The following is a 19,923-nucleotide window of genomic DNA, read 5'->3' on the forward strand; positions in this document are numbered from 1 at the left end:
GCGCCAATGAACTGCAGTCGTATCGGGTGAAACTGTCGAAATTTTTAGGCTTATTTACGCGGCTTTCGCAGGGCTTAATAAGAGTTAAGTAGCGAGATGGAGTTCGGACCGCTCCGATCTTCTCAAAACGGCCGCGAAGCGTGGATAAGCTCATGTTGATGCGCGTAAGCGTTGCAATGCTGCACCGCAATGTGCACAATCTGACTGAATATGCGCAATGCGGCGTTTTGCTGGTGCGCAGCTTATTGACCTAACGGAAGCTTTCTCCACAGGTCCGCGATCGCGCTCTCCCGTCGCAAGGCGCCGGCGAGAGCGTCACGATTGTGGTGCTTGGAGAAAACTTTCGATGAAGCCGTGGCTTCGATGCGCTGCTCTTTTCCGTTTCGCGTCATGTCGGATGCCGACATCCCGGAATCTGAGAGTGGCGAGCCTGCATCGTCATCGGACTTGGTCGCTCGGGAACTGGGGAGTGAAAGCGTGAAGGTAGCGATCGTCCACTACTGGCTCGTGACAATGCGAGGCGGCGAAAAGGTTCTCGAAGAACTCTGCAAGCTCTACCCGCAAGCCGACATCTTTACCCTTGTGGTCGACGAGGCCAGTCTGTCGCCCATCCTGCGCAAGCATAAGATCACGACCTCCTTTCTTCAGAGCATTCCCGGCAGTCGCAAGCACTACCAGAAGCTCCTGCCGTTGATGCCGTTCGCGATCGAGCAGCTGGACGTGACGGATTACGACCTCGTGATCTCCAGCGAATCGGGGCCGGCGAAAGCCATCGTGACGCGGCCCGATGCCCTACACATCTGCTACTGCCATTCCCCGATGCGCTACATCTGGGATCACTATCACGTCTATCGCCGGGAACTGGGCGCCGTTTCGCGGTTCGTCTTTTCGCTCGTCGCCCCCTTTCTGCGCATATGGGACGTGACGACGGCGGCGCGTGTGGACGCGTTCGTGTCGAACTCGGTTCACGTGTCGCGCCGTATCGCGCGCGTCTACAATCGCATGTCGACCGTGATCTATCCGCCCGTGGCCATCGAGGATTTCGAGCCGGCGGAAACGGTGGACGATTACTATCTTTGCGCCGGCCAGCTCGTCACCTACAAGCGGCCGGACCTTGCGGTTCAGGCCTTCACCCAGATGAACAAGCGGCTGGTCGTGATCGGCGACGGGCCGCATCTCGACGCCTTGAAGAAGATCGCGGGTCCGACGGTGACCTTCCTCGGGCGCTGCGACTTCGCGACGCTTCGCCATCATCTCAGTCATTGCCGCGCGCTGGTCTTCCCGGGTGAGGAGGATTTCGGCATCCTGCCCGTGGAGGCCATGGCGAGCGGGCGTCCCGTCATCGCCTATGGCGCGGGCGGCGCGGTGGAAAGCATCGGCGACGAGGGTGCGGGTGTCTTCTTTCGGGACCAGACTGTGGACGGCTTGATCGAAGCGGTCGAGCGCTTCGAGGCGCGGGCGGACGAATTCGATTCGAAGGCCATCCGCGCGCGGTCGGAAAATTTCTCGGCGGCTCGTTTTCGCCGTGAAATGCAGACATTCGTCGAGACCGAATGGGCGCGCAAGCAATCTGCGTTCGAGCGCCCATCCTGGAATCGCGAGCCGGCCGACTTGAAGGAGCGCGATCTCCTGCTTCCCGCGAAAACCGATCAGGCGTAATCAAGACCAGCAGGGCATGGTGGAGACTGTAGTATGGAAATGAAGTTTCCGCCCCTCAGTGGCGCCGGCGTGCGCGAAGGCCGCGCGGGCAATCTGCGCGACGAGTTGTATCGCCTGTTCGGTTTCGTTCGGCGGCAGATCCTGCTCGTTGCGATCGGCGCGGGCGTGGCGGCGGTTCTGGCAGCGATTATTCTCCTCAACACCGTACCGACCTATCGCTCGCAGATCCGGCTTCTGTTCTCCGAGCCGCCGAACTTCATGCAGGCCGATCGCGATCGACGCGCGCTGGGGGAGGCGGACGAATATATCGCGACGCAAATCGCGCTGATCGAATCGCGCAGCATTGCCGAGCGTGTCGTCAAGGATCTCAACCTCGGCGCCCGCGTCGATGAGATGCACCAGAGTCATGGCCTTCTGTCCTCGCTGGGTTCGCTCTTCTCGAGCAGCGAGCCCAAGACCGAAACGCCCCAGGAAGCCGAAAGCGCGGATGAACGCGCCATCGCGTATTTGCAATCCAACCTTGCCGTCTTCCGCATCGCGCGAAGCTATGTGATCGAGATCGGCTTCGATTCCTCGGACCCGACGCTGGCCCGCGAAGTGGCGGATGCCTACGGCAAGGCCTTTCTGGCCGATCAGGTCGAGGGGCGCCTCGACGGCCTGAGCCGCATCAGCAAATGGTTGGAAGTCCGCATCGAGGAAATCGGTCGTGGTTCGCGCGAAGCCGCCGAGGCCGTCACGCGCTTCCGCGCCGCAAACGGGCTGGTCGCGGCCGATGGGCGTCTGGTGACCGATCAGCAGCTCGAAGGCCTGAACCAGCAACTGATCAACGCGCGTGCCAGCGTGTCGGCGGCGCAGGCTCAGGTGGAGATCTATTCCGCTGCGATCAAGGACGGAAACGTTCAGACCCTGATCGGCCTGCGCCAGCGCGGCAGCAGCAACAATGCCAATTCGTCCAGCGATATCGCCAGCGACTACCTTCTCGCCGCCGAGAGAGAGCGCGCGGTGATCGCGCGCTGGGGCGCAGACAATCCGCAGGCCAAGGCTATCACGGCCGAGAAAGAGCGTCTTGCCGACCAAATCCGTGCCGAGGCTCGGCGCACGCTCGACGCCTACCAGGCCGAGCTCGCTCGCAGCCAATCCGAGCTCGCGGCGATCAACAAGAATGTCGATGCGGCAACCGCCAAGAGTGAGGGCGTCAGCTCCACGATGGTCCAGCTGCGCACGCTGGAGCAGCGGGCGCAGTCCTACCAGTCGCTTTACCAGAACTATCTCGATCGCTATCAGGAGCTGATTCAGCAGCGCTCTCTGCCGATCGACACGGCGCGCATCATCACCACCGCGGTCCAGCCGGACTCGCCGCTTTTCCCGAAATACAAGATCGTCATGGCGCTGTCGCTCGTGCTGGGTGGGGCCCTTGGCGCGGCCGTCGGCGTCGGGCGCGAGTTCTTCGACCGCTCGCTGCGCGGGCGCGCGGACGTGGAAGCGCATGGCGTCCCCTTCCTCGGCTTTATTCCGGCGCTCAGCCAGAAGGCGGGGCTTCTTGGCGGCGTGTCTCCTGACAAGGCCGATCGTATTCTCGACCGAACGCTTCAGCGCCTTCTGGTGGCGACGGACGCGATGCGCCTGGAGCCTATGGTCATCGCGATCACGCCGCTCGAAAACGACAAGGCCCAGAACCAGTCCTTCATCGCCAAAGCCTATGCCGACGAATTGGCCAAACTCGGCCATGAAGTGTTGTTGATCGCGCGCAATCCCGAGCGTGCTTCGACAGCGGCGGCGGGCGCGCTGGCGCGGCACAGCGCGCGCTCCCTTGTCGCCGAGCCCGGCAGCCATCAGAACCCCACGGTCATTCCGGCAGGCAATCTGCCGGTTCTCAGCCAGTCGGCCAATCGCACGGGGGTTCAAACACTAGGCTCCAGCGTGTCCGGCCTGTCCGGCCGCTTCGATCGCGTCGTGATCGAAAGCACCTCGCTGGAGCAGGCGCTGCATGTTTCGGCGCTGCTCCCTTCGGTCGATCGCTTCATCGTGCTGGCCCGGTGGGGCAGCATTCCGCGCCAGTCGCTGACGGAAGCCATTCGCTCGGTGCATGGGCTGCGTGCCAAATGCTCCGGCGTCGTGCTGGACGAGGCGGATCTCAGCAAGGTCGTTTGATCGTCCGACCACTGTTTGAAACGGTTCGAGCCCTTCGCCCCGAATGCCGGGTCGGAGGGCTCTTTCGTTTCGAACCGACGGCATGTCGCCGTTGAGCGCTGTCGCAATGTCCAAACGAAAGAAGCGGCCGATGCGCTGGGCATCGGCCGCTTCTTTCGTAGGGCAAAGACTATGGTTTGATCGTCAGCGGAAAAACGCCGCGCGGACCTGCTCGGAGAACATGTCCCGCTCGCCCGCGATGAAGTCGCGATAGGGCTGCTGTGCTTTCAAATGGGTCTCGAAATCACCGAAGACCTGCGCCACGAGAGCGCCGAACTTGGCTTCCAGCGACGGATCGATGGCGAGCTTGTAGCGGTCTTCCAGCGGCATGTCCTCTGCGAAGGCCGCCGAGCCGCGCTGGCCTGCGATCACCACGGTTCCAAGCGAGGCGGCCTCGCGCGGGAGGCGGTCCTTGCCGGGATGCTCGCCGAAATCGATGTAGATTTTGGCGCGGGCGAAGGCGTCCTCCACCTCGGCCTTGGTCATGTTGATGATAGGCTTGAAGGTGAGGCCGGGATGAGCGCGTTGCAGCCGCTCTGTGATCGGCAGGCCCTTCTTGGGATTGTAGAGAATGATGTCTTCTCGGGCCGGCGCGTCGGCCTTGGCCGGTGCGACCGAGAGATAGTCCGACAGAATGCCGCCTGACACCCCCCAGCGCTCAAGGCGAGCCCGAGCGTAATGAGACTGGAAGAGATGCTTGGTGCCCGACAAGGACTGCGCCTTCACCAGCGAGCGCTTGTAGGTGTTGGCGGCCAGACGCTGCGGGCCGCTGCGCTGCGACAAGAAGAAGTCGAAGCTCAGCCACCAGATGAACCGCTCGGCCTTAGAGAAGAGCGGGATCTGCCGGACCATGGTTTCCGGCGCCACGAGGCAATCGTTCTTGCCGAGCGTGAGCTTTTTCATCGGCGGCGTATCGTAGATCCGATAGCGCTCGGGAACCGGCGCTTCTGGGTCCGGCACGTAATGAATATACGCGTCTCCGCCCTGCCGCCGGATTTCGTGCACAAGCTGATGCAGAAGCTCCGGTCCGCCCGTCTGGACGTTCGACGGCGCGAGAACCGCGATCTTTCCATAGGCGCAACGAGTCATGCAAAGGCTCCGAAAGGGCAGGGTATCGAAAAGGGGGCAATCATTTTTGCGGCGAAGGCGGCGTTGCCACCGTCGCCGTATGGTGGTCCTTGGGCGTGATCGCATCGACCGGCAGTCGGCACACGCCAAGGAAGAAGTCTTTCACCAGAACCTTGCCGCCCAATCCCGCGCCCGCCTCATAGGCCTTGGCGAATCGGAGGCGGCGGAAGACCGCAAGGCGTTCGCCAAAACGCGGCGCGCGATAGACCTCCCTGCGATCGCGGTAGAGATCGGCGAGACCCTGCCAATAAGCGGCTGCCGCCCGCGCATGGGCTCTGGTCCCGGAATCCGAGGCGTTCGCTTCTGCCTCGCGCAGGAGGCTCGCGCGGTGCGCGGCGATGCCATAGTGCATGTCCATGATCTCGGCGGAGGCGACGAGCTTGCCGCGCAGGCGCAGAAGCAGCCCCTTGCGCAAGCCGCCATAAGCGTTCTTCCCATGCTGGCGATAGCGCACCAGCCGGTCGGGCAGAATCACGGTCTTGCCGAAACTGTCGCCGAGGAAGTGAATCCAGCGATCATGCGACAAAGGCGAGCCGACCGCGTGATTGTCGAGGCCGCGCCGGTCGGATGGGATGCGGTCGAGGAGATCGCGCCGGAAGACCTGCGTCAGGCCGAAGAACACGTCCCAAGGCTCCAGAGACAAAGGCGGGCGAATCTCGAAGCCCGTTATCCCCTGCTCGAACGTGCCGATTTCCTGCGACTCGCCATCGATCAGCGAGGCGGCATGAACGCACATCACCGCCTGTTCGCGTTCAAGATGCGCCAAACAGGTCGCGAGCTTCTCCGGCGCCCATTCGTCGTCCTGATCGCAGAAGGCGACGTAATCGCCCGTCGCGAGCTTGGCATTGGTGAGGAAGTTCTCGCCATAGCCAAGCCGCATCGCGTTTCTCTGGATGCGAACCGGAAAGGGTGCGGAGGCCGCGAAGGCGGCGACGATCTCGAGGGTCGCGTCGCTCGATCCGTCGTCGCCGACGATCAGTTCGGAAGGCAGATGCGTCTGAGCGCGGAGGCTTTCCAGCTGGGCCGATATGTACCGGGCGCCATTATAGGTCGCCATCACCACCGAAACCGTTGCCATCAATGCCTCCGAGCCCTGCCGCTCAACCGACGCTCGCCGGGGCGAGCTGCTTTTCGAACAGGGCGAGAGCCCGGCCACAGGCCTGATCCATGTTGTAGTAGGCGTAGTCACCCAGACGCCCGGCAAACCAGACCTTGCCCGACAGGTCGCGCGCCATCTGCTGGTAAGGCTGAAGCGCTTGCGACGTGCCTTCCGTCGGGATGGGATAATAGGGCTCGTTCGTGCCCGGCACATAGGCCTCGGGATATTCCTCGACCAGAACCGAGCCTTCGCCCTTCTGCCCGGTCAAATGCTTGAACTCGGTGATGCGCGTGAAGCCGAATTCGTTGGGGTAGTTCACGGTGCCGACCGGCTGAACCATGCTCTCCGGCGTTTCGACGAGGCGGAAGCGCAGGCTGCGATAGGGCAGGGCCCCATGCTCGTAGCGGAAATACTCGTCGATCGGACCGGTGAAGACGACCTTGGCGTCTGGATAAAGCTCGCGAACGGCCTCGTATTCGGTGTTCAGCGACACTTCGATATTGGGATGATCCAGCATCCGCTTGAACATGGCGGTGTAGCCATCCACCGGCATGGCCTGGAAGCGATCCTGAAAATAGCGATCGTCGCGGCTGACATGCACCGGAACGCGCGCGCTCACGGATGGCGCGAGATCCTCGGGCTTCATGCCCCATTGCTTGAACGTGTAATTCTCGAAAACGCGCGAATACACGTAGTCGGCAAGGAAGGTGAGTTCGGGATTGCCATCCTGGCGCATCTTCAGGATGGGAACCTTGGTGCCGTAGCCATAGGCGCCGATCAGCGCGTCGCTCAGGCGCTCGGCCATCTTGGCCGGAAAAAGGTCGGTCAGCGTGTTCAGGTTGAACGGAATCGGCGTGTAGCGCCCATCCACATGCGCCAGCACGTGATGGAAATAGGGCCGCCATTCCGTGAAGCGCGACAGATAGGTCCAGATCGCCTCGCTGTTCGTATGGAAGATGTGCGGGCCGTATTTGTGGACCAGAACGCCGTAGGCGCCGGGATAATCATAGGCGTTGCCGGCGATGTGATCGCGCCTGTCGATCACCAGAACCTTCTGGTCCAGAACCCCGGCGATGCGCTCCGCTAGAACGGCACCTGTGAAGCCCGCGCCGACAATGACCCATTTGGGCTGACTGGTGGAGTGCATGAATCCGCTCTTCTCGCTGCGATGGTGCAAAGCAACATCGTCGTTACTCTTAGTCAAGGATGGAATATTGAATATCCCAATAAAACGGCATCCGAGACAGTTTTAAGCAATTGATATTTCGGACTGCTCGGTCGAATGGTCGCTTCGATCCGACTCTATTACGGCGGGCGATGTCTCGTAGCGCGAGCGCCCGGCCGCCAGCATGACACCCATCGTCATTCCGGTGAGCGAACCGAAATCCGGGCTGGTGCCGATCAGGATGCCGATGGCGAAGCCGGGCAGGAGAGCCCAGCGACCGGCCGTCAGAAGGGCGGCGGCTTGCCCGTCCCTCTTCGGCCGGCGGCGCACGTAGCAGGCCAGCACGAATCCACCATAAAGCACGACGCCGAGAAGGCCGGTGTTGCTGGCCAGCGCAACCCAGAAGTTCGACGCTCGCGAGCTACCGACCCCGATTCCGAGACCCCAGGACGAGACGAAGGCCTCCCACGCCGTGCGCGTCCACATGTTGCGCTCTTCGAAGGAACTCGACGTGGTCTTGGAGACGAGAAGATCGTCCAGAATAAAGGCGATTCGATCGATTAGGGCGGGCTGGAGCAGGAACAAGGCCGCAATCGCCGCCAGCGCGAGCAGACCGATCAGCGCTTCCACCCGGATCGCGTTCATCGTGTCTTGGTCGAAGCGCATGACACGCCAGATCCATTCCAGCCCGACCGAGGCCAGGAAGACACCGAGTCCGACATAAGCCGCCGAGGACGAGGACATGATCGCGAAGATCGCGAGCCCGCCGCAGGCGGGCAGCGAGAGAAGGCGCATCGGATCGGAGGCCGGAAAGGCGCGGCGTGCGAAATACAAAAGCGCCAGAAGCACGACGCAGGTGCTGCCGAAGGCAGACGCTTCCGGCATCAGGCCGACGACCCGCCGCGCGCCCAGAACCTCGGCGTCCACCAGAAGCGCATAGGTGGCGGTTCGGAACGCGTCGAGAATTGCATCCAGCGGAACGAAATTGCTGGCGTAGTCGAGAAGGCCGGTTCCAACCGTCACGAGGCAGCCGGCAAGGATCGCGCGCGGCACGACGGCGCGCACGCGCGCGCTTCGCAAGCCGACCGAGGCGGTCAGCGTCGTCATAACCGAAATCGCGAGATAGGCGAGCTGCGAAATGTTCTGGGTGCTGGGAGCCAGCGGCGCCATCGGCCCTTCGATCGCGCGCACAGGCACGACGAGAATCTGCCCCGCGAACAGACGCGGCATGAGCAGAGTGCTGACGATGCAGACGAGGAGAAAGGTGAAGAGCAGCGCCTGCGGCCGCGCGTGCAGCACTCCGCTCAGGAGGTTCGCCGCCTGCCCTGGCGCGAGAAGGATGCGCAGCGACAGGAGCGCCGCCACGATCGGCAGGGGGGTGAAAGTCAAGCCGCCCGTCAGGGCCGGCGGCACCGCCGCCAACGATCCGAACGGGACGGCGCAAAAGAACAGGACGATGAGGGCGGGCACGCCCCGAACGAAGGCCAGCAGCGCCAGAAGCCAGAAAAGAGCGAGAACGAGAGCCGACATGGACGCCGCGCCAGATCAGGCCGATGCGGCCGCGAGGCCCGTATGCCAATGCCCCCGGAAATAGCCCGTCTTGAGGACGTAGATCACCATGGACACGGATACGAAGCCTTCCACGATCAAAAGGGTCATCGCTGCGCCTTCGGGGCCGAAGGTCTTGATCAGCGGTGCGATGATCACGAGGCTCAAAATGCCGCCGCTCACGAGAATCGTGTTGAAGGCCTTGGTGCGCTTGTTGGGCAAAAGGATCTGAAGGCCGAGAAAGGTCGAGAAGGACATGACCACAGGCAGGAAGGCCAGCCAGCGCAGGACCTCGGCCGCCGCCGCGAACTGCTGCCCGCCGATCAGCACCACGAATTGCGGCGCCAGAACCCAAAGCGCACCTGTGATCCCCGTCGAGATCACCACGAGGCCGATGCCGGAAATTTTCAGAAGCGGCGCGGCCGAGCGCGGATCGGACGCCACGAGACGGCTGATGCGCGGGAAAAGAGCGGTCGAAACGGGCTGAAGCACCGATTGGGCGGCTTGCCGGATGCGGTCGGCGAGGGCGAACTGCCCGACCGCCACGGGACCTGCCAGGAAGCCCAGAATCACGGGCGTCAGATTCACATAGATGCCGATCGCCGTGGTCGACAGGAAGATCGCCGAGCCCTCTTTGATCTCTTCGAAGATATCTCGTGCGCTCGGCCGGCTCCAGATCAGAATGCCGTCGCGATGCAGCAGCCAGACGCTGACAAAGCCCGCCACAAGAGAAACCGTGCCCTGGATGGCGATGATCAAGGGCGCATCATCCGGCGCATGGACGAGAAGGATGATCAGCACGAGCGTCAGGATTCGACCGCCGATCTGGATAGCCGAAAAGGCCTTCATCCGCTCCAGCCCCTGCAGGAGCCAGTTGGGGAACAGGGCGGTGCCGGCGATGACCACAAGACCCCAGGCGTAGAAGGGGGCGGCGTCGGCAAAGAAGGGAACGGTCTCGATCAACACGAGAAGCAGGGCGCCCATGAGGCCGGCCAGAATCACCTGGCCCGCGATGGTCGCGATCGCGACGCGCGACACTTCATGAGGGTCGTCGCCGATCGCCGCGATCTTGCGCGTCGCGCTCCAGGAAAAACCCCAGGACACGACGAGGCAGAAGAAGCTGAGAACCATCTGCGTCAGCGCGACATGGCCCCAGTCCGCCACGCCCAGAACGCGCGTCGTATAGGCGGCGATAGCCAGGGGCAGCACATAGGCGGAGATCTGAAGAAAGCCGAGCGCGGTGATATTGCCGATCAGGCCCGCGCGCGCATGACCGCCCGCAGGCGGAACCGCCTCCGCCGCCGAGTTGGACGGTTTGCGACGCAGGAAGTCCAGGCCGGGCATACGAAATCTCCTCACCATTCGGTGGGCTCAGCGAAATCGGTCGAACGGCGGCTTGCTGCACTGCACGAAAAACCGGCAATGAAAGTCACTATGCATTGACTTTCCGTCAGCGTCCAGCAAGAAAATCGGTTCAGGCCTTGCCGCAGTGCAAAAAAATCCAATTAAGATTCATATCAATTCAGATCGTTGCTTGTTGTCCTTAATGACTGGTGGCGTTTGTATGGCGAGAATATGGTGATCGGCGGTTCGAGGCAGTGTCTTTGTATGCGACGGCTGGCAGTCGCCGCGCTTTCGAACGGTTAGTTCATGAGTATGATGGACAGGAACGCGAGTTTGGTAGTCGGATCGAAGTTGCCCGTGTATATCGGGATCGCCACCTCGGGTCGTGCGCCGATCCTGAACGAGGTGCTCCGCGATCTGGCGCGTCAGGAGACTCTGCCCGCGCGCGTTCTCGTCTGTCCCGCCCGCGAGGAGGACTTGGACTTTCCACCCAGTGAGACTTTGCCCTTCGAGGTGGAGCGGGTTCATTCTACGCCCGGCGCCTGCGTCCAGCGCAACGCCATCATGGATCGGCTGTCGATGGAGCGGGACGGCGTGCTCCTGTTCATGGACGATGATTTCTTCCTGCGCGCCGACTATATCTCGGAATTGTCCCGGCTCTTCCAGTCGCATCAGGATGTGGTCATGGCCACCGGCACGGTTCTGGCCGATGGCGCACCGGGGCCGGGTTTGAGCGTGGAGGAATCCCTCGCCATTCTCGCGGCCGATCGTGACGATGTGCCCGAACGGATCGAGCCTGTTTATAATGGTTATGGTTGCAACATGGCCGTGCGCCTGGAGGCAGCCGAGCGACACAGCCTCCGTTTCGATGCCGAACTGCCGCTTTACGCCTGGCTGGAAGATGTCGATTTCAGCCGGCGGCTGGCGGCGCATGGGCATCTCGTCTCGTCGACGCGCCTGCGCGGCGTTCACATGGGCGTCAAGCGCGGACGCGGTTCGGGCGTCAGGCTGGGATATTCCCAGATCGCCAATCCCTGGTATCTCATGCGCAAGCGCACCATGCGACCCGATCTCGCCGCCCGTCAGGCTCTGCGCAATATCGCGGCGAATGTCGCCAAGATGGGTAGGCCCGAGCCTTGGGTCGATCGCAAGGGCCGCGTGAAGGGCAACCTTCTGGCGGTGGCCGATCTCCTGCGCGGACGCATTCATCCCCGGAACATTCTTTCGCTCTGATCGCACGGCAAGACCCCGCGCGTGGCGCGCCGATCTTGGTTCGGCGCACTCGCCCAGCATAAGGATAGACGATGCGACCCCACCGCCTACAGCGTCTGGCGACGCGCTTTCTTCTGGTTGTCGGCACGCTGGCTGCCGTCCTCGGCACGCCGGCCCGTGCGGAAGAGCAGAAGCTCGATCTCAGCCAATACGACATCACCTTCGCGGATGAGTTCGATACGATCGACGTGTCGGCTTGGGGACCGAACACACGCTGGATCGCGCATACGCCTTGGCATGGTGATTTCGGAGACGCGCAATTCGTCGATCCGCGCCCGGGTTTTCCCTTTACCACCGAAAACGGTATCCTGACGATCACGGCGGCGCGCAACGCCAACGGAAAATGGGAAAGCGGGCTTCTGTCGGGCCATGACCTGAAGGGGCATGGTTTCGCGCAGACCTATGGCTATTTCGAAATGCGCGCCAAGCTGCCGGCGGGCGAGGGCGTCTGGCCGGCCTTCTGGCTGATGGGAACAGAGCGCTCGAAATACGCTGTGGAAGTGGACGTGATGGAGTTCTACGGCCACGAGCCGACGAAGTTCCAGAGCTATTACCATCTTTGGCAGATGGATGGAAAATCGCCCGAGAAGCATATCGGTCACATGCAGCAGGCCGGGATCGACCTGACGAAGGATTTCCATACGTTCGGCGTGATGATCGAGAAGGACAAGACGACCTATTATCTCGACGGGGTCGCCTACTGGTCGTTCGACACGCCGCCGGAATTCGCCCAGCCCTTGTTCCCGCTGGTCAATCTCGCCCTGGGGAGCGGCTTCTCGATCGAAAATACGCCCGATCCCTCGCGTCTCCTCGTGGACTATGTCCGCATCTACGCAAAGAAGCCGAACTGATGCGCGTTCTCCATCTCGCCAATCATTGCCGAATGGGACATGGGAATGTCCATCTCGCCGTTGATCTCGCTTGTGTGCAGGCCGAAAAGGGCGATACGGTCTTTTACGGATCGGAAGGCGGCGAGTTGGAACCCACGTTGGCCGCATCCGGCGTGACGCATGTCACGGTTGTGCAGCGCACACGTCGTCCGCAGCAGTTGCTGGGTTCGGTGGCGCAGTTGCGTCGCCTCATCCGGCGGGAGCGGATCGACATCGTGCACGCGCATATGATGTCGGGCGCCGTGCTCGGCTATCTCGCGACGCGCGCCAGCCGGGCGCGGCTGGTCACCACCGTCCATAATTCCTTCGATTCCCACGCTCGAATCATGCGGCTCGGCGACCGCGTCGTCGCGGTCAGCCAGGCCGAGCGGACCGCCTTGCTCTCGGTCGGGTTCAAGGAGCGGCAGCTCGCGACGATCGTCAACGCGACGCTCGGCGGCGCGAGGATGCGCATGTTCGGCTCTAAGGACGTCTGGAGCCGTTCGGTGCCGGTGCTCAGCACGGTCTGTGGCCTGCATCGTCGCAAAGGCGTCGATACGATCATCGACGCTTTTGCTTCGCTTGCGGGTCGCCATCCTTGTGAATTGCATATCGTCGGTGACGGCCCAGACCGGCAGGCTCTCGAGAGCCGAGCCGCGGCGACGGGCTTTGGCGGGCGCATCGTCTTTCACGGTTCGCTGGAAGACCCAGGCCGCATCCTGCGCGGTGCTGACATCTTCGTTCTCGCCTCCCATGCCGAGCCGATGGGGCTCGTCAATATCGAGGCCCGGCAAGCCGGTTGCGCCATCGTCGCATCGGATGTCGGGGGTATCCCGGAGATTCTGGACGGTGGCCGCGCCGGCATGCTCGTTCCGCCGCGCGACACCGCTGCCTTCGCGCAAGCCATCGAGCGTCTGCTGACCGACCCCGATCATCTGCGCGACATGAAGCAACGCTCACAAGACGGCATCGAACGCTTCGGCGTCGAGCATCTGTGGCAGGAGCATGATCGTCTTTATGCGGGATTGATGAGCGAGCCGGCATAGCCGGCCTCGTCTTAAGAAGCAGACGCCGCAAAAATCCAGCGAGTCGGAACTCGCGACGGTGTGTAGAGTCTCGGCTTTGAATTCGAAGGAGAAAGTCAGCTGATCAGCAACATCGAGGTCGGCTGCCGGCCATAGCCCTACTGCCGTGCGTATTGAGGTCGCAGGCTAATCGAGACTCTGAAAGAAAAAGAATATATAAAGCTTTTGGATAGATGGTGCCGCTTAGGTGACTCGAACACCTGACCCCATCATTACGAATGATGTGCTCTACCGACTGAGCTAAAGCGGCTTGACCTTGCGTTCCCGCCGGCCGTGAGCGAGTAACTACCCAATTCATTGGATGGCCGCAAGAGGGAAAATCGAAATTTGGGCCGTTCGGGAAAGGCGGCCGCTAAGTCTCTGAGTTCCTTCGGTATCGATCAGATGGACCCGAGCCGAGAGCGGGCGGCGGCGTATTCCCGTTCGAATCGTTCGATGAGATTCGCAGTGGGAACGATGGAATCGATGGAGCCAATCCCCTGGCCGGCGCCCCAGATTTCCTTCCAGGCCTTGGCAGCCTTGTCGCCAGCAAAATCCATCTTGGACGGATCGGATTGGGGAAGGTGGTCGGGGTCGAGGCCGGCCGCGAGGATGGAGGCACGTAGGTAGTTGCCGTGAACGCCGGTGAAGAGATTGCTGTAGACGATGTCGGCCGCGTGACCATCGACAACGGCCTGCTTGTAGGCCTCCGCGGCGTTGGCTTCGTCCGTGGCGATGAAGGCGGAGCCGATATAGGCGCCGTCCGCTCCCATGGCTTGCGCCGCCAGAATGCCCGCGCCATTCGCGATCGCGCCCGACAGGAAGAGCGGGCCGTCGAACCAGCGGCGGATTTCGGACACGAGGGCGAAAGGCGACAGCGTACCGGCATGACCGCCCGCGCCGGCCGCCACGGCGATCAATCCATCCGCGCCCTTCTCGATGGCCTTGCGGGCGAAGCGGTCGTGAATGACATCGTGAAGGACGAGGCCGCCATAGGAATGAACAGCTTGGTTGACCTCTTCGACCGCCCCGAGCGAGGTGATGACGATGGGAACCTTGTGATCGACGCAAACCTTCAGATCCGCTTCGAGGCGCGCGTTGGATTTGTGAACGATCTGGTTGACGGCAAACGGCGCGGATGGGCGATCGGGATGCGCCGCGTCGTAGGACGCGAGCGCCTCCTCGATCTCGAAAAGCCAGTCGGTCAGAGCCTCGGCGGGGCGCGCGTTGAGCGCAGGGAACGCGCCGATAACGCCCGCTCGACATTGGGCGATGGTGAGCGAAGGACGCGAAATGATGAACAAAGGCGCGGCGATCGCGGGAAGTCGCATACGGGCACGGACGGAAGAGGGAAGACCCATGGTGCAATCGCCTTTGACGTAAACGTAATACTAGACCTAACGCAACGGGTGCAGGCTGCCAAGGGAGGGAGCTTGCTGCAGCGCGTAAGGTTGAAGCTGCGTGGCTACTCCTGGGGTTCAGGCCGGACATAGGGCGAGGTAGTTATGCGGTCGCTGAAACCGTATGCCCCATGCCCAGACAATTTGAAGCTTCTCTTCGATCCTATTTCCTGCATAGGCCGAAAAGAGGCATGGGTCTTAACCATAGTGGCAGATCGGCAACGCAACTGCGTTTTTGCGCCGCACTTGGTCCCGGAAAGGGCGGATTCGCGTTGGAACCTGACTGCGTCACTATCTGGAAGGTCCTGCTCATGCCGTCTCGCTCCAAGCGCTTTGCCCTGGCTGCAGCCGGTGTGTTGACGATCTGCACCTTGGGGGCTCTCGGAAGCGGTTTCTCGATCGAGGCCGATGCGGGCAGTCCGACTATCACCTCGAACCCCGCCAGTCCGGATGTGGCGGAAGTCGCCGCGTCTCAGGATGTGGCGGCGCCGTTTGGGGGAAATTGCTCGGAAGAATGCGAGACCAGTCTGGCGCTCCTGTCGGATAGCGACCGGGAGGGTTTGATCGACCTGCCGAGCCGGGTGCAGCGAACCCTGGCGGCCATCGGCCCGATCAAAGGCGATGGCGGAACCAAGGCGGCCGCCGAGGTTGCCATGCATCTCAGCGATCCGAATGTCGAAAAGGCCGCTGCGCTTCCCGGCGTAGAAGAGACGTTGGCCGCCCCCGTTGAAGCGGAGGGCGGCGATGTCGACTGCACGCTACGTTGGTTCGGCTTCCTGGATCAACCGGTCCGAACCGTCGGAACCCATCGCTGTCGAATCGCGAAGGCGGCGGACGGCGCGGTGACGATCGAGAAACTAACGGGCGAGCGCTTTCTGGTGCATCTTGCGCCTCTCAACGATCGATTTTCCGCCTATCGCGGCCGATCTTTCCTGCCGGATCAGGACGAGCGGGACTATGATCTGAAATCGCCCGTGAATGCCGGAAACGCTAATTTCGGAAATATTTCGGGCTTGGCCACCATCAGCGGCGGCCAGATCGTTCTGATCGGCGGGTCGGAACTCGGCATGTCGCCGCCGGACGATACGTTCTTCTCGGTCCTCACCTTGTCAGGTCGCTGACCCGATTGCCGCATGACCCTTGCGATCGAAGCTGTATCGGCCGATCTTGAGAGGGCATGAGCTCGATTTTTCCGCCTGCCCCCATCACGCCTTCGCTTTTTCCCGAAGCCCGCTCCTTCGTTGTCCGCGTGATCGACACGGAAACGGCGGGGCATAAGCTGGAGGAGGATGCCGTCATCGAGATCGGTTCGGTCGATCTCGATCTGGCGAATGGCCGCATCTTCCATTCGATGCAGACGATGGCCGATCCGGCCGGCGTCGAGATCAACCCGCACGCACGGCGGGTCCATAAGATCACGGATGAGATGCTGAAGGGCGCGCCGCCCTTTGCCGAGGCGGTTCGCCCCTTCGCGGAGGCAACGATCTTCGCCGCTCAGCGCGCCAGCTTCGATCGCTCCCGGCTGCGCCTCGCGGGCACGTGGCTCTGCACCTACAAACTCGCCCTGCGCGCCTTTCCCGATGTGCGCGCGCATGGGCTCCAGTCGCTCGTCAAATATGTGCCGCTCGATCTTTCGGATGTGGAAGCCGAGTTGCAGGGCCTGCATCCGCACCGCGCGCTATTCGACGCGCTCTGCACGGCGGTGCTGCTTCGGCGCATCACGGCCGAGCTTCTGCCACGCTGCCGCGATCTCACGGACTTCTTGGAGCGCGCGGAGCGCGTCTCGAACGAGCCTGCGCTCCTAGCCCGACTTCGCTTCGGGCGGTATCGCAACGCCGCGCTGCGTGACGTGCCGAGCGATTATCTGGAATGGCTGGTGCGAGAGCCGGGGATGGATGCCGACGCTGTCTATACCGCGCGCCATCATCTCCAGCGTCGGGCCGACCAGGCCGTTGCGGCCATGGCGCGGCCGCTTCCCGCCGCCTGACCGCCTTCCGAAGTGGTAGACCGGCGCTAAGTCAAGGAGGGAAGACTCTCTCGTTCCTCGGAGCTGGTCGCCTTGCAGCGTTTTGCCGAACTCCTCGACCGTCTGGTGCTGACGCCGTCGCGCAACGGCAAGCTGAAGCTGATGGTGGATTATTTCCGCACGGTGCCGGACCCCGAGCGCGGCTACGCACTGGCCGCGCTGACGAGCGAGCTGGACATTCGCTCCGTCAAACCCGCCATGCTGCGAGACCTGATGACGAGCCGGATGGACGAGGTCCTGTTCGGCTATTCCTATGATTACGTCGGCGATCTTGCGGAGACGATCGCGCTCGTCTGGCCCTCGCCGCATGATGGCGAGGCGCGGGGGCGCAACGATGTTCCGAGCCTTGCCGAAGTGATCACCACGCTGGATGCCGCCACGCGCGCCGAGGGGCCTAGGCTCGTCGAAGACTGGCTCGATCGTCTGGATTCGTCGGGTCGCTATGCGCTTCTGAAGCTGGTGACGGGTTCCTTGCGCATCGGCGTCTCCTCGCGCCTTGCCAAGCAGGCTCTGGCCGATTTCGGCTCGAAGGACGTCGCCGAGATCGAAGAGCTTTGGCACGGGCTGCGCATTCCCTATCTCGACCTCTTCGCATGGCTGGAGGGCGATGCCGAGAAGCCCGTGTCGGCCGCAGCCTCGCCCTTCCGGCCCGTCATGCTCTCGCAGCCGCTGGAAGCGCCCGATTACGGACGGATCGACCCGGCGGCCTATGCCGCCGAATGGAAGTGGGATGGCATCCGCGTGCAGGCGACGGTGGAGCGCGGCGTTCGGCGCCTCTATTCGCGCACGGGCGACGACATCTCCGGGGCCTTTCCCGACCTTCTCGACTTCATGACCTATGACGGCGCGCTGGATGGCGAGCTTCTCGTGGCGCGCCCGGCAACAAAGGCCGGCGCTCCGAAGGTGGAGCCGCATGGCGGGGCGGTGCAGGACGACATTGTCGTCGGCACCTTCTCCGACCTTCAACAGCGGCTCAACCGCAAGAGCGTCTCGGCCGCCGTGATGAAGAAGCATCCGGTCTTCCTGCGCACCTACGATCTGTTGCAGGAAGGGGGCGAGGATTTGCGCGCGTTTCCCTTTGCCGAGCGCCGGAAGCGGCTGGATCGGTTCGTGGCCGAGCTCGAGCCGACGCGCTTCGATATCTCGCCCTTCGTGCCCTTCGCCGATTTCGAGGCCTTGTCGAAGCTTCGCGCCGAGCCGCCTCATCCCGTTATCGAAGGGCTGATGCTGAAGCGCTGGGACTCGGCCTATGTGCCCGGCCGGCCGAAAGGCCCATGGTTCAAGTGGAAGCAGGACCCGCGCCTGATCGACGCCGTGCTGATGTATGCGCAGCGCGGCCATGGCAAGCGCTCAAGCTTCTATTCCGACTATACGTTCGGCGTCTGGACGGGATCGAGCGATCAGCCGGAGCTCGTGCCGGTGGGCAAGGCCTATTTCGGCTTCACGGACGAGGAGCTGAAACAGCTCGACAAATATATTCGCGACAACACGATCGATCGCTTCGGCCCTGTGCGCTCGGTGCGCGCCGAGCCCGATCACGGGCTTGTGCTGGAAGTCGCCTTCGAGGGGCTGGCGCGTTCGACCCGCCACAAGTCTGGGGTGGCCATGCGGTTTCCGCGCATCTCGCGGCTGCGATGGGACAAGCCGGCCTTCGAGGCCGATCGGCTGGAAACGCTTCAGGCCATGCTCGAATGAAAGCCCTCCACCTTCACACGCGGATGAACTTGCATCGCCACAATCGCGTCTCTACGTCATGGCTCCCGAAGGTTTTGAGAGAAGGATCGCCATGTCCGGCCGTATGACGAGTTTTCTGGGCGGCTCGCCCCTGTCGGTAGCGGTCAGGCTGCTCGTCATCTCGCTGCTGGTCGGCGTCGTCCTGTCCTGGCTGGACCTCCGGCCGACTGAGCTGTTCAACCATCTGGTCTATCTCGTGGAGTCGGCTTGGCTGAGCGTCTTCGGCTCGCTGAACCGCACGATCGATTACGTGCTGATGGGCGCGGCGATCGTGGTGCCGATCTTCCTGATCTCGCGCTTTATCAAGACGCGCGGCTGATCGGAACGGTCAGACGAACTCGGCCGCCACACGGTGCAGGATCGTGTGGCGGCGCGCCAGCGTTTCGATATCGCGGGAATACCCGCCGCCGATGACGCCCGCGACCGGAATGAAGCGGTCGCGGAAAAAGCCGATGATGCGCCGGTCCCGCTCGGCGAGACCGTCATCCGACAGCGACAGGCGACCGAGCCGGTCCTCGCGATGCGGATCGACGCCCGCATTGTAGAAGACGATGTCGGGCCGGGCTTGCGTGAGGGCGTGTTGGAGAAGATCCGGCAGAAGCGCGCAATAAGCCTTGTCCTCCATCCCATCGGGAAGCGGCACGTCGCAGTCCGACTGCGCCTTCTCCTGCGGATAGTTGCGCTCGCCATGCATGGAGAGCGTATAGACGAGTGGGTCGCCGGCGAAGATGCGCGCCGTTCCGTCGCCCTGATGCACATCGCAGTCGAACACCAGAACGCGCCCCAGCGTGCCCTCATGCAGCAGCACGGCCGCCGCCACGGCGACGTCGTTGAACACCGAGAAGCCCGCGCCGCCCGTTCGGCTGGCGTGATGGCTGCCGCCCGCCGTGTTGCAGGCCAGCCCCGTGTCGAGCGCCAGCCGCGCGGCCAGAAGCGTGCCCCCCGTCGCGCAGCGCGAGCGGAGGGCGACACGCGCGTCGACCGGAAATCCGATCGCCTTTTCGATCGTCGGGGAAACGCGCTGCGTCAGCACGGCCTCGACATAAGCTGGGTCGTGGGCCAGTTCCAAAGCCTCGACGGGCGCGGGGACCGGCTCGTGAAAGCCGCGCGGCACCAATCGGTCCTCCACCAGGATTTCGGCCAGCCGCGTGAACTTGCGCATGGGGAAGCGATGCGCTTCATCGAACAGAGCATCGAAGGCCGGGTGGTGAACGAGCGGAAGTGGCATGAAATCAGCGCGACCCGGCGTCAGGGCCGGACCGCTTCCCAGCCGATCGGCGGATCGCGCGAGAGGATTTCCTCCATCTTCGTGTCCCGCAGCTGGCGGATCGTGTCGAGCCCGGTCTCGTCGAGGAATCGGATCATGTCATTGAGGATACGGATCGGCAGGTCCGGCCCGCCATAGACCATGGCGGAATACAGCTG

General features: G+C 62.8%; 16 protein-coding genes and 1 tRNA gene. 9 read left to right on the forward strand and 8 right to left on the reverse strand.

Features of this window, described 5'->3' with window-relative positions; translation table 11 throughout:
- Nucleotides 1-477 precede the first annotated feature (477 nt).
- Together AUL28_RS07705 and AUL28_RS07710 are read left to right on the forward strand one after the other, a co-directional pair.
- Nucleotides 478-1,659, forward strand: coding sequence for a glycosyltransferase (locus AUL28_RS07705; RefSeq protein WP_082640335.1), 1,182 nt, complete (start codon nucleotides 478-480; stop codon nucleotides 1,657-1,659).
- A gap of 33 nt (nucleotides 1,660-1,692) precedes the next feature.
- Nucleotides 1,693-3,810: a GumC family protein gene (locus AUL28_RS07710; RefSeq protein ID WP_062231407.1), complete on the forward strand. Its 2,118-nt coding sequence runs from the start codon at nucleotides 1,693-1,695 to the stop codon at nucleotides 3,808-3,810.
- Between the two features lie 183 nt (nucleotides 3,811-3,993).
- Here AUL28_RS07710 and AUL28_RS07715 read toward each other — a convergent pair whose 3' ends face one another.
- The 5 genes from AUL28_RS07715 to AUL28_RS07735 all read right to left on the reverse strand — a co-directional run bounded on the left by AUL28_RS07715 (nucleotide 3,994) and on the right by AUL28_RS07735 (nucleotide 10,133).
- Nucleotides 3,994-4,938, reverse strand: a complete 945-nt coding sequence (locus AUL28_RS07715; protein WP_058599323.1) for a hypothetical protein — start codon at nucleotides 4,936-4,938, stop codon at nucleotides 3,994-3,996.
- 40 nt (nucleotides 4,939-4,978) lie between these two features.
- Nucleotides 4,979-6,055 (reverse strand): glycosyltransferase, encoded by a 1,077-nt coding sequence (locus tag AUL28_RS07720; protein ID WP_062231409.1) that lies wholly within the window; start codon nucleotides 6,053-6,055, stop codon nucleotides 4,979-4,981.
- A gap of 22 nt (nucleotides 6,056-6,077) precedes the next feature.
- A complete protein-coding gene (gene glf, locus AUL28_RS07725; protein ID WP_062231411.1) occupies nucleotides 6,078-7,223 on the reverse strand; it encodes a UDP-galactopyranose mutase in 1,146 nt (381 codons plus the stop codon).
- Nucleotides 7,224-7,325: 102 nt separating this feature from the next.
- Entirely contained in the window at nucleotides 7,326-8,771 is a 1,446-nt protein-coding gene (locus AUL28_RS07730) for a hypothetical protein (RefSeq protein ID WP_062231413.1), read from the reverse strand.
- A 15-nt stretch (nucleotides 8,772-8,786) separates the two neighbouring features.
- Entirely contained in the window at nucleotides 8,787-10,133 is a 1,347-nt protein-coding gene (locus AUL28_RS07735) for a flippase (RefSeq protein WP_062231415.1), read from the reverse strand.
- A 357-nt stretch (nucleotides 10,134-10,490) separates the two neighbouring features.
- Here AUL28_RS07735 and AUL28_RS07740 point away from each other — a divergent pair, with 357 nt between their 5' ends.
- The 3 genes from AUL28_RS07740 (at nucleotide 10,491) to AUL28_RS07750 (ending at nucleotide 13,320) form a co-directional block, all read left to right on the forward strand.
- A complete protein-coding gene (locus AUL28_RS07740) occupies nucleotides 10,491-11,366 on the forward strand; it encodes a glycosyltransferase family 2 protein (RefSeq protein ID WP_244493448.1) in 876 nt (291 codons plus the stop codon).
- Nucleotides 11,367-11,437: 71 nt separating this feature from the next.
- On the forward strand, nucleotides 11,438-12,256 hold the full coding sequence (locus AUL28_RS07745; RefSeq protein WP_062231417.1) for a glycoside hydrolase family 16 protein: 819 nt from the start codon (nucleotides 11,438-11,440) through the stop codon (nucleotides 12,254-12,256).
- Nucleotides 12,256-13,320, forward strand: a complete 1,065-nt coding sequence (locus AUL28_RS07750; protein ID WP_062231419.1) for a glycosyltransferase family 4 protein — start codon at nucleotides 12,256-12,258, stop codon at nucleotides 13,318-13,320. The genes AUL28_RS07745 and AUL28_RS07750 overlap by 1 nt, the downstream gene beginning before the upstream one ends.
- A gap of 213 nt (nucleotides 13,321-13,533) precedes the next feature.
- Here AUL28_RS07750 and AUL28_RS07755 read toward each other — a convergent pair.
- Nucleotides 13,534-13,609: transfer RNA gene (locus AUL28_RS07755), tRNA-Thr, on the reverse strand.
- A gap of 130 nt (nucleotides 13,610-13,739) precedes the next feature.
- Nucleotides 13,740-14,699, reverse strand: coding sequence for an NAD(P)H-dependent flavin oxidoreductase (locus AUL28_RS07760; protein ID WP_062231421.1), 960 nt, complete (start codon nucleotides 14,697-14,699; stop codon nucleotides 13,740-13,742).
- A 350-nt stretch (nucleotides 14,700-15,049) separates the two neighbouring features.
- Here AUL28_RS07760 and AUL28_RS07765 point away from each other — a divergent pair, with 350 nt between their 5' ends.
- From AUL28_RS07765 to AUL28_RS07780, 4 genes are all read left to right on the forward strand, one after another.
- Complete coding sequence (locus AUL28_RS07765) at nucleotides 15,050-15,859, forward strand: hypothetical protein (protein WP_062231423.1); 810 nt, start codon at nucleotides 15,050-15,052, stop codon at nucleotides 15,857-15,859.
- Nucleotides 15,860-15,915: 56 nt separating this feature from the next.
- Nucleotides 15,916-16,725 (forward strand): exonuclease domain-containing protein, encoded by an 810-nt coding sequence (locus AUL28_RS07770; RefSeq protein WP_062231425.1) that lies wholly within the window; start codon nucleotides 15,916-15,918, stop codon nucleotides 16,723-16,725.
- Between the two features lie 72 nt (nucleotides 16,726-16,797).
- On the forward strand, nucleotides 16,798-18,459 hold the full coding sequence (locus AUL28_RS07775) for a cisplatin damage response ATP-dependent DNA ligase (protein ID WP_062231426.1): 1,662 nt from the start codon (nucleotides 16,798-16,800) through the stop codon (nucleotides 18,457-18,459).
- A 91-nt stretch (nucleotides 18,460-18,550) separates the two neighbouring features.
- Entirely contained in the window at nucleotides 18,551-18,817 is a 267-nt protein-coding gene (locus AUL28_RS07780; protein ID WP_062231428.1) for a DUF6460 domain-containing protein, read from the forward strand.
- Nucleotides 18,818-18,826: 9 nt separating this feature from the next.
- Here the strand turns inward: AUL28_RS07780 and AUL28_RS07785 are convergent, their stop codons facing one another.
- Nucleotides 18,827-19,726, reverse strand: coding sequence for a histone deacetylase family protein (locus AUL28_RS07785; RefSeq protein ID WP_062231430.1), 900 nt, complete (start codon nucleotides 19,724-19,726; stop codon nucleotides 18,827-18,829).
- Nucleotides 19,727-19,923: the final 197 nt, after the last annotated feature.

It is taken from the genome of Aureimonas sp. N4 (genome assembly GCF_001463925.1).
In the GTDB taxonomy this organism is placed as follows: Bacteria; Pseudomonadota; Alphaproteobacteria; order Rhizobiales; family Rhizobiaceae; genus Aureimonas; species Aureimonas ureilytica_A.